The organism is Flavobacterium ovatum (assembly GCF_040703125.1).
Classification (GTDB): Bacteria; Bacteroidota; Bacteroidia; order Flavobacteriales; family Flavobacteriaceae; genus Flavobacterium; species Flavobacterium ovatum.
In genome coordinates, this window is sequence record NZ_CP160035.1 from 1,326,943 (window position 1) to 1,341,828 (window position 14,886).

General features: G+C 35.5%; 11 protein-coding genes. 9 read left to right on the forward strand and 2 right to left on the reverse strand.

Annotation, left to right across the window (positions count from 1 at the left end; genetic code table 11):
- Positions 1 to 43 precede the first annotated feature (43 nt).
- From ABZP37_RS05700 to ABZP37_RS05715, 4 genes are all read left to right on the forward strand, one after another.
- Positions 44 to 580: a DUF4402 domain-containing protein gene (locus ABZP37_RS05700; RefSeq protein WP_366186372.1), complete on the forward strand. Its 537-nt coding sequence runs from the start codon at positions 44 to 46 to the stop codon at positions 578 to 580.
- Positions 581 to 3,901 carry a carboxypeptidase-like regulatory domain-containing protein gene (locus ABZP37_RS05705; RefSeq protein ID WP_366186373.1) on the forward strand — a complete coding sequence of 1,107 codons (3,321 nt, stop codon included), beginning with the start codon at positions 581 to 583 and terminating at the stop codon, positions 3,899 to 3,901.
- A gap of 145 nt (positions 3,902 to 4,046) precedes the next feature.
- The gene (locus tag ABZP37_RS05710) at positions 4,047 to 8,666 is read left to right on the forward strand and encodes an ice-binding family protein (RefSeq protein WP_366186375.1); all 4,620 of its coding nucleotides are present in this window, start codon (positions 4,047 to 4,049) and stop codon (positions 8,664 to 8,666) included.
- A gap of 58 nt (positions 8,667 to 8,724) precedes the next feature.
- Positions 8,725 to 9,201, forward strand: coding sequence for a hypothetical protein (locus ABZP37_RS05715; protein ID WP_366186377.1), 477 nt, complete (start codon positions 8,725 to 8,727; stop codon positions 9,199 to 9,201).
- A gap of 102 nt (positions 9,202 to 9,303) precedes the next feature.
- Here ABZP37_RS05715 and ABZP37_RS05720 read toward each other — a convergent pair whose 3' ends face one another.
- Both ABZP37_RS05720 and ABZP37_RS05725 read right to left on the reverse strand, forming a co-directional pair.
- A complete protein-coding gene (locus ABZP37_RS05720; RefSeq protein ID WP_366186379.1) occupies positions 9,304 to 10,386 on the reverse strand; it encodes a glycosyltransferase in 1,083 nt (360 codons plus the stop codon).
- Between the two features lie 10 nt (positions 10,387 to 10,396).
- Complete coding sequence (locus ABZP37_RS05725) at positions 10,397 to 11,353, reverse strand: hypothetical protein (protein ID WP_366186381.1); 957 nt, start codon at positions 11,351 to 11,353, stop codon at positions 10,397 to 10,399.
- 55 nt (positions 11,354 to 11,408) lie between these two features.
- On the opposite strand from ABZP37_RS05725, the gene ruvC reads away from it, so the two are divergent.
- The 5 genes from ruvC (at position 11,409) to ABZP37_RS05750 (ending at position 14,863) form a co-directional block, all read left to right on the forward strand.
- Positions 11,409 to 11,963, forward strand: coding sequence for a crossover junction endodeoxyribonuclease RuvC (gene ruvC / locus ABZP37_RS05730; protein ID WP_366186383.1), 555 nt, complete (start codon positions 11,409 to 11,411; stop codon positions 11,961 to 11,963).
- 62 nt (positions 11,964 to 12,025) lie between these two features.
- Complete coding sequence (gene hemW, locus ABZP37_RS05735; RefSeq protein ID WP_366186385.1) at positions 12,026 to 13,183, forward strand: radical SAM family heme chaperone HemW; 1,158 nt, start codon at positions 12,026 to 12,028, stop codon at positions 13,181 to 13,183.
- 118 nt (positions 13,184 to 13,301) lie between these two features.
- A complete protein-coding gene (locus tag ABZP37_RS05740; protein WP_366186386.1) occupies positions 13,302 to 13,679 on the forward strand; it encodes a GxxExxY protein in 378 nt (125 codons plus the stop codon).
- A 52-nt stretch (positions 13,680 to 13,731) separates the two neighbouring features.
- On the forward strand, positions 13,732 to 14,493 hold the full coding sequence (locus ABZP37_RS05745) for a cyclase family protein (RefSeq protein ID WP_366186387.1): 762 nt from the start codon (positions 13,732 to 13,734) through the stop codon (positions 14,491 to 14,493).
- Positions 14,494 to 14,497: 4 nt separating this feature from the next.
- On the forward strand, positions 14,498 to 14,863 hold the full coding sequence (locus tag ABZP37_RS05750) for an MmcQ/YjbR family DNA-binding protein (protein ID WP_366186389.1): 366 nt from the start codon (positions 14,498 to 14,500) through the stop codon (positions 14,861 to 14,863).
- The last annotated feature ends 23 nt before the right edge of the window (positions 14,864 to 14,886 follow it).

Consider the following 14,886-nt stretch of genomic DNA (forward strand, 5'->3'; position numbering starts at 1 on the left):
TATTAGATTTTTTACAAACTTTTTACCCTTACAATATTATTAAATGCAAAGAGGATATTTATATAAATCAAGTTTTAAATTGCCATTTCTTGGGGCAATTTACTTCTTTATAACATCTATTTATGCTCAGCCTGCTTTGCCACCAAGAGGTGTCTCTGTACAATCAACACAAGCATTGCATTTTGGTACATTTGCTCTCACTGGTGGAGGGGATGGTATTCTTTCCGTTGGGACAGACGGATATAGAAATGCAATTCAAAATGTATTTCTGTCGGAATTGACACCTACAGCCCAACCTGCCATTTTTGAAATTAAATTATGTCAAGGTAGAAATGTAACTATTAATTATGATTCTACAACACCATTAATACGTATTGGAGGCGGTACAATGACACTTAATATTGGGCCAGCAAAAAGAGAGGGAATAAATACTACTTTGCAAAATGGGGATACTTTTTCATTACAAGGCAATTGTAACTTTATTACAATTTTGCGGGTTGGTGGAACTTTGCATATACCTTCAAATTCCTTACCGGGTATTTATACTGGCAGTTTTGAAATTACTTTTAATCAAGAATAAATGAGACTTTTTTTTAAAGTGCTATATGATTTTCTTGATGAATTTCGATATTTGAAGTCTTATCTATTGTATTTTACAATTTTTAGCTCTTTTACAATGTTTGGAAACAACGGTATTAAGAAGGAGAATAATTTGGATCCAGTAAACAATTTTGATATTATACCTGTAGAGGTAAATGTCAAAGGAATTCTCCATTTTGAAACAGAAGTTATTATAACGGACTCCAAAATTTTGTACTTTAATGTTGAAGATTTATTTAATAAATTAGGTATTAATGTAAAGATTGAAAATAATGGGAATATATTAAGTGGGTTTGTTGAGAATGAAAATAAAACCTATAGAATTGATATAGAGAATAGTCAGATTATTGTAGGCGGTAAAAATATAAAATCTATAAATGGTATTGTACAAAAAATGAATTCTATTTATGTAGAATCAAATTTGTTAACGGAAGCATTTGGTTTAAATATAATATTCAATTTTCGTTCGTTATCTGTAAAATTGGACGCTACTTTTGAACTTCCAAAAATTAAACAGGCAAGATTAGAGAAGATGCGTAATAATATAAGTAAACTTCAAACTAATACTGAAAATTTCAAAGATACAATTGTAGGTAGAAATTATCATTTATTTAAAGCCGGTACATTAAATTGGTCTGCAAGTACTTTTCAAACATCTCAATCAGGAGGAGCTAATAATTTTGGATTGGGTTTAGGAAGTGAATTATTGTATGGTGAAGCAAATGTCTCTATATTTCTAAACTCACAAAGTGAATTTGATAGTCGACAACTATTATATAATTGGCGATGGATAGATAATGAAAAAAAATATATAAAGCAGGCCCAAGTAGGTAAAGTAAATAGTCAAAGTATTTCCTTTTTAAAAGCACCACTTGTAGGAGCTAGTATAACGAACTCTTCTAATGCGGTAAGGAAAGCCAAAGGAACATTTACAATAAGCGAATATACCGAACCAAACTGGACTGTTGAATTGTATATAAACGATGCCTTAGTGGATTACACTTCTGCGGATGCTTCGGGTTTGTATCTGTTTAAAGTGCCTATCGTATATGGTTATACCACCTTGAAATTAAAATTTTATGGGCTTTTGGGAGAAGAGCGCATAGAAGAACGAGTTATGAATACACCTTATACTTTTATGCCTGTAAATGTATTGGAATATAATCTTGTAGGAGGAGTTTTGGAAGATGAAAATTCAAGCCAGTTTGGCCGCGGTGAAGTTAATTATGGCCTTACTAGATTTTTAACAATTGGTGGTGGTTTAGAATACTTATCAAATATTCCGGAACATACTGCAATTCCATTTGCACATGCCGCCATACAGCCGTTTTCTAAAATGGTGATTAATATGGAATATGCGCATAATGTAAGTATTAAAGGATTGGTAAACTATTACCTGGGTAGTAGTTCTTTTTTAGAATTAGATTATCGCAAATATGTTGAAGGGCAGCAGGCGACTTTTAATACTGCAAATGAAGAGCGAAGAGTGAAATTTTCATTTCCAAGTAAACTATATGCTATTTCAACTAATACAAAGTTGAGTTATAATCAATTTATATATAATACTTTTAATTATAATCAGGTTAATACCGTGTTTTCGGGTAACTATAAAAATTATTCTGCTAATTTTTCATTAGCTTCAAACTGGATTAGTAATAGTGATGTTTTTTTAACTTCCAATTTAGCAATGTCCTTTAAAATGACAAATGGCTTGGTCATTCGTCCGTCAATTGATTATAATTTTTCTTCTAATCAATTAATGCGTTATGGTACAGTTTTAGAAAAGAGGGTTTCTAAAATGTCTTTTTCTGCGACTATAGAGAGAAACGAACAAATAAAATCGAACAATTTTTTATTGAATTTTAAATACGATTTGAATTTTGCACGAACGTATTTTTCAGTATCACATAATAATAATGGTTTTAATTCATCTCAAAGTGCACAAGGAAGTTTGGCTTTTGGTGGGGATAATGGCTATGTGAAAACGGGGAACAACTCTGCATTGGGAAAAGGCGGTATTTTATTATATCCGTTTCTTGATTTGAATAACAATGGCAGAAAAGATGTAGGTGAACCAACAGTTTTTGTAAAAGATGTGAAAATGACAAATGGCAAGGCAATTACCAGTGAAAGAGATTCCATAGTAAGGATCTCTGATTTAAATGCTTTTGTGAATTATAATATACAGTTTGCGGATGCGGAGTTGGAGAGTATATCTTGGAGGTTTAAACACCATTCCTACCAAGTCTTAGTAGATCCAAACCAGTATAAAAAAGTGGAAGTGCCTATTTTGGTAGTAGGTGAAGTAAGCGGAATGATTTATCTGAATACAGCGGATGATTTAAAAGGTCAAGGTCGTATTACTATACAGATATACAATGATCACAACCAAAAAGTAGCTGAAACATTGAGTGAATCAGATGGTTATTATAATTATTTAGGGTTAAAGCCAGGGAATTACACGATACGCGTTGATGACAATCAATTGGATAAACTGGATTATCAATCGACTCCTCAGATGCATAAAGTTGTGATTAAAGTGTCTGAAGAAGGAACAATTGTTGAAGGATTGGATTTTCAAATTAAATCTAAGGGAACGCCAGAAGGGGTACAGGCGAATATTGCTGAAACTAATTTGCAGGTCAATGAGGGTGTGATTTCAGAGTTTATAACGGCAAAACCTATTGAAAGTATTACCAATACAAATGAAGTTTTTTATAGTGTTCAGCTTGGAGTTTATAAAGGTCATACAATACCAAAAGAATTACATAATCTTGACCTAGTTTTTTATGAAGATTTAGCTGGCGGCAATGTTCAATTTTATTATGGTTTTTTTAGAACTAAAGAAAAAGCCCTTATTGCTAAGAATACCCTTGTGTTAAGAGGGGTTCTTGATTCGTCAATAGTTGCATATCAATTTGGAAAAAAAATCGCGACACCTGTAACAACAGTGTCAAAAGAAGAAGATACGAAAGAGATAAGTATTCCAATTAAAAGGGATGAACAAATCAATTATAAAGTAAATATTTCTTTTGGTAAAATTTCAGATATTAAAGAAGATTTTTTTGGTGTACAAATTGGTGTGTTCAGAAATTATGTACCTTCGAAGCATCTTGTTAACTTTAATCCAATATATTACGAAATTATAACTGAGGATAGGATACGTTATATCTCAGGGAAATTTAAAACCTTTCAAGAGGCTAAAAGAATGAAGAATGAAATCGTTAGTAAGGGAATTAAAGACGCTTACATTGTTAAATACAATGACGGTAAACGGGTTGGTCCTTCTTCAAAAGAATAGTAGTTAGGATCGCTGAATTTGATGATATACATGGAGTTTAATTTAGGGTTGAATTTTATAAATAATTGGTATAGTTAGGGATTGGTATATCTAGTAATAGTACGATGATTAATTAATAAGTTACAGTTGTAACTTGAATTTAGATATGAAAAAAAATACTTTTTCAAAAAAAATAATTAAAACAATAGCTAGAGCAAATTATGTGAAAACAATCTTTGTATTGTTTTTGGTGTTTGGATCTACCGCTGCTTTTGGTCAAACGGAAGTAACACGTACTGCTGCAGGGACGACAAGTTTTACAGCTCCTACAGGTATTACAGCTGTTACGGTACAAGCTTGGGGTTCAGGTGGAGCAGGTGGAGGTTCATCATCAAACAAAAGTGCAGGTAGTGGAGGTGGAGGAGGAGCTTATAGTTTTAATAATGCAGTAATCGTTTTGCCTGGAACTACATATACTAGTGGTATAGTGGTAGGAGCTGCTGGAGCTGCTGGCAGTGTTAGTGGAGCTGCCGGAGGGAATGGAAATCCTTCTTCGGTTGTATTCGGTACAACAGTAACCGCAAATGGAGGACAGGGTGGTAATGGAAATGGTATAAATGCAACTCCAGTTGGAGATGGAGGTGCAGCAGGAATTTATTCAGGAGGAAATGGTGGAAGTGGAACTCAGGGAGCAGATGGGCCTGGAGGAGGAGGAGGAAGTAGTGCTGGAATTTCAGCCGCTGGAAATAACGGAGCGATCACTACTGCTGGTGCTGCTGTTACAGGTGGTGGAGCTGGTGGAGCGGGAGGAGCTTCGGGTGTAATTGGGTCGGTAGGATTGTCTCCAGGCGGTGGAGGCGGTGGAGGTGGTGATAGAAATGGAGCTACAAGCTCTATTGGCGGAAATGGTGCAGTTGGTAAGGTAATCATATCTTATTTTCAATTATCAAGTACACCTAACGTTGCTGGTTGTATAGGCACTTCAGCAACCATAACTGTCACGGGTACCGCCGTAAATTTGCCAGCTGGAACTTATACTGTGGTTTATGATTTAAGTGCTCCAAATGCTTCAACTAATAACAGTACAACCATGACGGTAAGTGCCGCTGGTACTGGAACATTTGGAACAGTAGCGTTAAATAGCGTAGGGGTGACAACGCTTACGATTACTTCTATTGCTTCCACAATAGGAAGTGTGCTACATAAAACGACCTACGATAGTACCGGAAATGCAAAAAACAAAGCAACAATTACTGTAGCTTCAAATAACACAGTAGGAGCAGCATCATCAACTCCTACTTTATGTATTAACACAGCAATGACTTCAATCACCCACAGTACGACTGGCGCTACTGGTATTGGATTAGCTACTGGTTTACCAACTGGAGTTACTGCTTCTTGGGTGTTAAATACAATTACTATTAGTGGAACTCCAACTAACTCTGGGGCTTTTAACTATAGTATTCCATTAACGGGAGGTTGCGGAACAGTAAATGCTACAGGTACTATAACTGTCACTCCTGTCCCAGCTACCCCAGGCGCAATTACAGGAAAAGCTACACAATGTCCATCATTAACTTCACAAACCTATAGTATTTCAGCAGTAACAAATGCTACGACTTATAATTGGGTTGTGCCAACAGGCTGGACAATAACTGCGGGTTCAGGTACTACTTCTATTACCGTTACAACAGGAACAGCAGGTCAAAATGTAAATATAGCCGTTTCTGCACAAAACAGTTGCGGTACAAGTGCAGCGCAAACCTTGGCAGTTACGGTTAGTGCAGCTACACCAGCTACACCAGGCTCAATTACAGGAACCGCTACACAATGTCCGTCATTAACTTCACAAACCTATAGTGTTTCAGCAGTTGCCAATGCTACAACTTATAATTGGGTTGTACCAACTGGCTGGACAATTACTGCGGGTTCAGGGACTTCTTCTATTACCGTTACAACTGGAACAGCAGGTCAAAATGGAAATATTACCGTATCAGCACAAAACAGTTGTGGAGCAAGTGCTTTACAAACTTTGGCAGTGACGGTTTCAGCTATACCTGCTACGCCAGGTTCAATTTCAGGGACAATTAAGCAATATCCGGGGATTACAAATCAGGTATATAGTATTTCTGCAGTTGCCAACGCAACTACTTACTCATGGGCGGTACCAACCGGTTGGTCAATTACTTCAGGAGTAGGAACAACATCAATTTCCGTGACCACGGGATCGGCTGGTCAGAATGGAAACATAACAGTCTCTGCAGGTAACTCCTGTGGCACTAGTGCAGGTGTAGCTACAGTTCAGGTAGCGGTAACTGTTAATCTTCGATCAATTGAAAATTTCACTCTTTATTCTTCTTCAGGAGCGGTATCAAATACTGCTATTTCAGATGTTACAGGTAATATTGGTACAAATCTGGGTTCAGTAACTGGCTTTGGAGCTCCTTCAGTTGTAAGTGGAAGTATTGAAACTGCTAATAGTATTACTGCACAAGCAGCCTTAGATTTAAATAGTATTTGTACTCAAATAACCAATACCATAACTACAAATTCAACTAGTGGTGCCAGAGCTATGGGTAATGGCGAGACGCTGGTACCAGGGGTTTATTTTATTGGAGGTGCAACATCTATAGGAGGGATTCTTACCTTAGATGGGCAAGGAGATCCGAACGCACAATTTATTTTTAAAATAGGAGGTGCTTTCACGACTGCAGCTAATGCTACCGTAGTTTTGATTAATGGCGCTTCATCAGCTAATATATTTTGGATGGCTAATGGTGCAATTGCTATGGCTGCTTCAACGAACATGAGTGGGACTCTAATAGGTAATCCTGGAGCAGTTTCTATGGGGGCAGATGGACAATTACTGGGGAGATTACTTTCTACCGATGGTGCTATTTCTATTTATGGTACTGTTGCTTCAAATGTGAATATAAATAAATGGAAAGGCTCTATAAGCAATAACTGGAATATTTCCGGAAACTGGACTAAAAATTCAGTACCAGCAGCTGATGCGAGTATCCTTTTTGATGAAGCTCCTTCGAATCATTTAGTACTGGATCAGAATCGATCAGTTACTAATATTGTAAATGCACAATCTGTCTATAGAGTAGTTTGCAATGGCTATAAACTTACTTTGAAAGGGAATGTGCTTTTTACAAACGGAGCACAGATAGATGCCTTAGCGACTAATTCGATCGTTGAGTATGCTGGTATTTCATCACAAACCATTGAAAGCAGTCAATATCTCAACGAAAAAATATTTAATTTATACATCGAGAATACAGTAGGGGTGGATCTCAATACCGACTTCACTCTTGATAATAATCTGATAATTAATTCAGGGAAAATATTCACAATTCAAGCTGCTAAAAGCCTAACCGTTTCAGGTTCGATTACTAATAATTCTAATACTTCAGGACTAGTTCTAAAATCGACTGCTACTGGTACTGCTTCTCTAATCCATTATTCTGATAATGTTTCTGCAACTGTACAAAGATACATCAGCGGTGTAAAAGAAGCTTGGCATTTTCTGTCGGCACCAGTTTCTGATCAAGTTATAGCAGGGACTTCTTGGGCACCTTCTGGAACTTATGGCAATGGAACAGGTTATGATTTGTACCTTTGGAATGAGCCAACTCCTTGTTGGACTTACTTATTAAACACAACAGTAGCACCAACTTGGCCTTCTCTTCATCCTACAGGGAATTTTGTAAAAGGAAGAGGGTATTTGTATTCGACTCAAGCGCTAAACCCTACCAAAGAATTTACAGGATTATTGAATAATGGAAATATAACGTATCCACTTACCAATAGCAGTCCAGATTTGACTGTGAAAGGATTTAATTTAATTGGAAATCCATATCCATCATCAATAGATTGGAAATCCATTTCAGGTTGGACACGATCAGATTTAATGACTTCTGTTGGGGGGTATGATATGTGGATTTGGAATCCTGATGCTAATAATTATGGCGTGTATAACTCTTTAGGGACAACGGGAACTAATAGTGTTACCCAATATATTCCGCCAACTCAAGGTTTTTTTGTTAGAGCTTCAACTGAAGGTTCTGTTGCCATGAGCAATGCGGTTAGAGTAAATAATGGTGCTAGCAATTGGATGAAAATTAAAGCCGAAAAAGAGAATCGTCTGAAAGTAAAGATAGAATCTAAGGATGGTAATGGTTTTGATGAGGTTTTAGCAGAATTTGGTTATGACTCAAATGAAGCAGGAGCTTTAAAGCTCTTTAGTCGTAGTTTAGTAGCTCCGTCTATATACTGGAACGAGTCTAATAAGGATTTAACAGTACGTTATTTGACAAATGTAATCGAAAATTCTAAACTCCCGTTGCTGTTCAAAGCAGGGAAAAGTGGTTCGTTTACTATGACCTTGGATTATCATATTTCAAATCTTTCAACCTTTTTATTAGAAGATAAAAAAACGAATACAATCCAAGATTTAAATGAATCTCCAAGTTATCAATTTAACGCTACGGTTAATGATGCGGATGATAGATTTGTATTGCATTTTGCTCCTATCATAGTAGAGCCGGTGAAATTACCAGCACTTATTTACTACAACGGTAGTGAAATTGTGGTAGATTTGACACTGGTCGAAAACAAAACAACCATTAAAATCTATGATATTGCAGGTAAATTATTAGCAGATAAATGGGTTGATGGTAAAATGGTGCATCGTTTTGTGGTAAATAATAAAAACGAAATTTATATTGTGCTGGCAAATAGTAATGGTAAATTAATTAGCCAAAAGGTCTTTGTCTATTAATTTAAAAAAAAAATATTGTATTTTTATCCAGTATTAAGTTTAATTGAAATTCCAAACCTTGAAGCATTACTCATTTTTTTTAATTATTATATTTTTTAATTCCTGTCAATTTTTTGACAAGCAATCGCCCTCGGAAAAGGAATTGTTGCAAAAGGAACTGAAATCGATAAACTGGAAAGAAGTAGACGAATATCCTTCATTTGTGGATTGTAACCAAATTGAAGGCAAGGTTGAACGTCAAAAATGCTTTTTTCAATTTTTAACTGAGTTAATTCAAGAGAAAATACGCATTGATACTCTTTCTACCTTGTATCCAGAATTAGACACCATTGAAGTAAAAGTAACCATTTACCCCAATTCTAGAATTCAATTTGAGCCTCTGTTTCCCAAAGATTCAGTTGCTTATGATAGAGTGAAGATTGACAGTATTCTGAGACGAAGATTGGTTGGCTTCCCTAAAGTTAATCCTGCTATAAAACGAGGAATTCCTGTGAAAACACAATTTATATTACCTGTAATTCTTAAAGTAGAGTAATTTTTAGGAGCTATTTCCAGCTTTCGCCTTTATCTCGTTCCGTTTCACTCCACGAGGATATCAGCTCTATCAGGGCTAGGACATTTCAATTCGATTCTCATATCATTTTTCAAAGTGACGTCCTTTCCATTCGTATTTCCCTAAAAGGCTAAACAATGCAACAGATACCGACCAAAAAGGATACAAAATACTACTAGCAATTAAATACTTGGGTTTGTAATTCAAGAAACGATTGGATTGCATAATCAAAACGGTATCTACACTTATTTTTAGCAAAAATAAAGAAACGATAACCCATAGATTCAAAAAAAAGAATCCCAAAATGATAGCTAAATTTCCAGTAAAAACAACAAGTCCCAATCCTTTTCCAAAATCACTTTTATAAGAACTCGTTTTGGCAGCCCAGCGTACTCTTTGATGAAAAACGGATTTCCAATTATCCAGTGGTTTTGTGGTTATAATATTGTCGTTCGATTTTAGATAATGTACTTGGTCTGGAGTATAGGCAATGGCTTTCTGTAATAGGAAAACATCATCTCCGCTGGCAATCGAATCATTGCCTTCAAATCCTTTTAACTCCTGAAAAAAGGCTTTAGAGTAAGCTAAATTTGCACCGTTGCACATAAAACCATTCCCAAGTCCAAAACTACCAATAGTTGCTCCTTGTAAACTCGATAAATCCAATTGTTGAAAATGATGTAAAAACGAATTTTGACACTCATAGCTTACCGCTCCAGCTATCATTTGGACAGTGTTATTTTGAATGTATTGATCTAAAGTCAATAGCCAGTTTTTAGGAACAGTACAATCGGCATCGGTAGTGATGACCCAATCAGTAGTGACCATTTGCATGGCGGTTACAATTGCGTCCTTTTTAGGGGAATTGGAAACTCTTTTGTTGTCAATTAAATGGACTTGAAACTTGAAACTTGAAACTGAAAACTTTTCTCCAGACTCATCATCAACCAAAATCACCTCAAATAAATGGGTTGGGTAATCGAGTTGTGAAATGCTTTCTAAAAGATGAGGTAGATTTTCGGTTTCATTTCGAAAAGGAACAATAATCGTGAACTTTGTTTTAGGTGTCGAATGCGGTATTGTATATTCTTTGATGTTCGTAAAGCCATAAATTAATCCTAAAATGGAAAGACAATAAAGGAGTATAAGGAATACAGCTATAACCATTTTTTTTGATTTAAGTTTCGGTTCCTGTAATGAGCGAACTTTTGAAATTCAAAACATAAATACTTCCAATTACTACTGGAATCACCACATTCAAAAACCACATCAAAGTAGAAACGAAAATGATAATCCATTCGTTTACGCCTAGAATTCCTAAGAAAAATAAAGCGACACTTCCTTTTATCGCAAATTCCAAAAACTGAAAACTAGGTAGGGAAGAAGCCAAGAAGTAAACGCTAGAGACAGCTGCCATCAAGGTCAAATAAGGCAAATCGACATCAAAACCCAAGAACAAAAAATAATATTGATGCGAAAAAACGATGTAGCGAAAACAGCCTAAGAGGATATTTCGTCTGTGAATACCTTTGGGGATAGCATTGATTTTTTTTATTAATTTTTCAATCGAATAGCCTTTGATAGTAATTTTTTTTATCGAAAAAAGAACGATAAACAAACTGATGAATCCCAACAAGATATAAAAAACAGTTTGATTTGGTATTACCTGGTATTTATAATTAAAATAGAATAAACCAAAAAAACCAAAAATAACGGTAAGCACCATTTGAATTCCGTTGCAAATCAGATTTAAGAAAACGACTTGTTTAGCGTCTTTTTTGTCAAAATACAGTGCCTTTCCAGCATATTCACCTACGCCATTTGGAGTAAAAACTCCAGCTGTCAAAGCCGCCAAAACCTGCTTAGTAGATTCTAATGTAGAAATTGGATGAATAGGAGAAGCTAAATTCTTCCATTTCAAAATTTCAAAATAGCGATTCAAAACACTCAAAAGCAATATAAATCCAACGCCAGAGATGGACTTGTTTTTGTTAAAAATTTCGATGAACTGTTGCCAATCGAGTTTATCATTGTTGGCTAGTTGGTTGTAAATAAAATAAAAAGCACCGCCTACAATCAAAAGTTTGATTAGAAGTACAAGGAATTGCTTAGTTTTGTGTGAAATCGAAATCATTGGAGCAAAGAAACAAAACTTTGAACTTTGAAACGTTAAACTTGAAACAAAACTTTTGGCAAACGAACGCATCATATTAGGGATTGACCCAGGGACCACCATCATGGGTTTTGGATTGATTCGGGTTATCAATAAAAAAATGGAATTTGTGCAACTCAATGAACTCCAATTGTCTAAATATGACAACCATTATCAAAAATTAAAACTCATTTTTGAGCGTACCATCGAATTAATAGATACGCATCATCCAGACGAAATCGCTATTGAAGCACCCTTTTTTGGGAAAAACGTGCAATCGATGTTGAAGTTGGGTCGTGCTCAAGGAGTAGCTATGGCAGCAGGACTTTCGAGAGATATTCCTATTACCGAGTACGAACCTAAGAAGATAAAAATGGCCATAACCGGTAACGGTAACGCCAGTAAAGAGCAAGTCGCCAAAATGCTCCAACAACTTTTAGGTTTGAAAGAATTACCAAAAAACCTAGATTCCACTGATGGATTAGCGGCAGCAGTTTGTCACTTTTTCAATTCAGGGAAAGTAGTTGGTGAAAAGAGCTATTCTGGTTGGGATGCTTTTGTGAAGAATAACGAATCTCGAGTTAAGAAATAGTGGTCAGTCTCAGTTTTCGGTCTCAGTACTGAAAACCGAGACTGCGACTGAATACTAAAAAAATGTCCGGAATCTACATCCACATACCCTTCTGCAAACAAGCTTGCAATTACTGTGACTTTCATTTTTCGACTTCCATGAAAAAGAAAGACGAAATGGTTTTGGCTATTGCCAAAGAAATTCGCTTACGCAAAAATGAATCTGAACTTCTCGACTCCGCTCGAACTGACATAAAAGTAGAAACCATTTATTTTGGAGGAGGAACACCTTCGGTTTTGACTTTAGAAGAAATCAATTTTTTAATTGAAGTAGTTTATGATAATTTTCAAGTGATTGAAAACCCAGAAATCACTTTGGAGGCCAATCCAGACGATTTAACAGACGAAAGAATTATAGATTTTTCGAAAAGTAAAATTAATAGATTAAGTATCGGAATTCAGTCTTTCTTTGAAGAAGATTTGAAGATGATGAATCGCGCTCACAATTCAGTTGAAGCAAAAAAATGTTTGGAGATTGCAACTCAATATTTCGATAATATTTCTTTGGATTTAATTTATGGCGTTCCTGGTATGAGTAACGAAAAATGGAAGCAGAATATAGAAACCGCTTTGAGTTTTGGGATTCCACATATTTCGAGCTACGCTTTGACCGTTGAACCCAAAACAGCTTTGAAAAAACTTATTGAAACAGGTAAAGTAGCAGAACCTAACGATGAAGTCGCTCAGGAACATTTTATGATTCTGGTGGAGACCTTAGAAAAAAATAATTTTATCCATTATGAACTATCTAATTTTGGCAAAGAGAATTATTTTTCGAAAAACAATTCGAGTTATTGGTTAGGGAAAAAATACATTGGAATTGGACCTTCGGCACACAGTTATGACGGCAAATCTAGAAGTTGGAATATCGCCAACAATACATTGTATTTAAAATCCATTCAAGCAGATAAATTGCCTCGCGAAACCGAAATTTTATCATCCGCGGATCGTTATAACGAATATGTGATGACTGGATTGCGTACCATTTGGGGTGTTTCGTTGAGTCGAATTGAATCTGAATTTGGGAAAACCTATTTAGATTATTTGAAAAAACAAGCACATAAATTCTTGAATGATGATTTGCTTTTTATCGAAAATAACATTCTCAAACCTACTAGAAAAGGAAAATTCTTGACTGATGGAATAGCAAGTGACCTATTTTTATTAAATTTGGAAGAGTAGTTTAACCGCAAAGTTCGCAAAGGTTTTACGCAAAGGGCACAAGGGTTTTATGTGTGACTATAAATAAAATGACGTATTTGGAATAGTTATTAACTGCGAGGAGCACAAAATCTTATCTATGACTGAAAATGAATTGTCAAAAGTTGTATTTGATTGTGCTTTGAAAGTACACAAAACTCTTGGTCCTGGATTGCTAGAGAGTGCTTATGAGGAATGTTTGTTTTATGAATTGAAAAAAGCAGATTTGGATGTCATTAAGCAGAAAGCCTTGCCTTTGGTTTATGAAGAGGTTAAGTTAGATGTTGGTTATAGAATAGATATTATTGTGGAGAATAAATTGATTTTGGAAATAAAATCAGTTGAAGCTCTTAATGATGTCCATTTTGCTCAACTGTTAACATACTTGAAATTGACAGGTTGTAAACTGGGGTTACTTATAAACTTTAATGTAGTTTTGATTAAAAATGGTATAAAACGAATTGCAAATAATCTGTAATAATTCTTTGCGAACCTTGCGTAAATCTTTGCGAACTTAGCGGTTAAATAGTATGATAGCAACAATAAACAACCACCAAATAGACTTATCAAAACCCATTGATATTTCGATTCCGATTACTAATACGGACGAAAATCCTATTGCTTGGTATTTGGATAAGCCAACAATCGAACCTGTTCGGTTTGGTGAATGGGTTGGCAAAGTCTCTGAAGGAGTTTCTTCGATAAATTTCAATACCATAACGTTTAATCCACATAGTCACGGCACACATACAGAGTGTCTGGGACATATTACTCGAGAGTTTTACAGTGTTAATCAATCATTGAAGACCTTTTTCTTCTGGGCTGAATTGGTGTCAATTCCGTTGGAAATTGATGGCGATGATTTTGTGATTACCGAAAGAGTAATAAGAAAAGCATTGAGAGGAAAAAACACTGAAGCGATTGTAATTCGGACTTTGCCAAATGATGTGATTAAACTTTCAAAGAAATATTCGAATACTAATCCACCATATTTGTCGGAAGCTGCGGCGCGGTTTATTAGCGAAAGCGGAATCCAACATCTCTTGATAGATTTGCCAAGTGTGGATAAAGAAAATGATGGCGGCGAATTGTTGGCTCATAAAGCGTTTTGGAATGTCAATGATGTACAGAATTTGAATGCTGATGCACGATTGGAAGCAACCATAACCGAAATGATTTATGTTCCTGATGAGGTATCTGATGGGAGTTATTTGTTGAATTTACAGATTGTATCCTTTGAAAATGATGCGAGTCCTAGCAAACCTATTTTATACGCAATAGAAAAATCATAAGAGTATGAATTTAGAAAGTTATTACGAATATTGTTTGTCAAAAAAAGGAGTAACCGAACATTTTCCATTCGACGAAAATACATTGGTGTTTAAAGTGGGAGAAAAAATGTTTGCTTTAAGTTCCTTAGTGCAATGGGAAAATGGGAATCCCTCGGTCAATTTAAAATGCAATCCTGAACGTGCGTTGGAGTTGCGAGCTGAGTATGATTCCGTTCAACCTGGATATCACATGAGTAAAGTGCATTGGAATACCATTGCTTTTAATCAGGATGTTTCTGATGAGATGATGAGAGGACTAATTGATGATTCCTATAATTTGGTTTTTAAGAGTTTGACAAAAAAAATCCAAGAAGAAATCAAGGAGAGTTGAGTTTATAACTCTTATTACCAAAA

What these genes read in the sequence shown, in the direction of transcription:
- ABZP37_RS05700 (WP_366186372.1), top strand. Translation starts at nt 44, where the DNA reads ATGCAAAGAGGATATTTATATAAATCAAGTTTTAAATTGCCATTTCTT.
- ABZP37_RS05705 (WP_366186373.1), top strand. Translation starts at nt 581, where the DNA reads ATGAGACTTTTTTTTAAAGTGCTATATGATTTTCTTGATGAATTTCGA.
- ABZP37_RS05710 (WP_366186375.1), top strand. Translation starts at nt 4,047, where the DNA reads ATGAAAAAAAATACTTTTTCAAAAAAAATAATTAAAACAATAGCTAGA.
- ABZP37_RS05720 (WP_366186379.1), bottom strand. Translation starts at nt 10,386, where the DNA reads ATGGTTATAGCTGTATTCCTTATACTCCTTTATTGTCTTTCCATTTTA.
- ABZP37_RS05725 (WP_366186381.1), bottom strand. Translation starts at nt 11,353, where the DNA reads ATGATTTCGATTTCACACAAAACTAAGCAATTCCTTGTACTTCTAATC.
- hemW (WP_366186385.1), top strand. Translation starts at nt 12,026, where the DNA reads ATGTCCGGAATCTACATCCACATACCCTTCTGCAAACAAGCTTGCAAT.
- ABZP37_RS05740 (WP_366186386.1), top strand. Translation starts at nt 13,302, where the DNA reads ATGACTGAAAATGAATTGTCAAAAGTTGTATTTGATTGTGCTTTGAAA.
- ABZP37_RS05745 (WP_366186387.1), top strand. Translation starts at nt 13,732, where the DNA reads ATGATAGCAACAATAAACAACCACCAAATAGACTTATCAAAACCCATT.
- ABZP37_RS05750 (WP_366186389.1), top strand. Translation starts at nt 14,498, where the DNA reads ATGAATTTAGAAAGTTATTACGAATATTGTTTGTCAAAAAAAGGAGTA.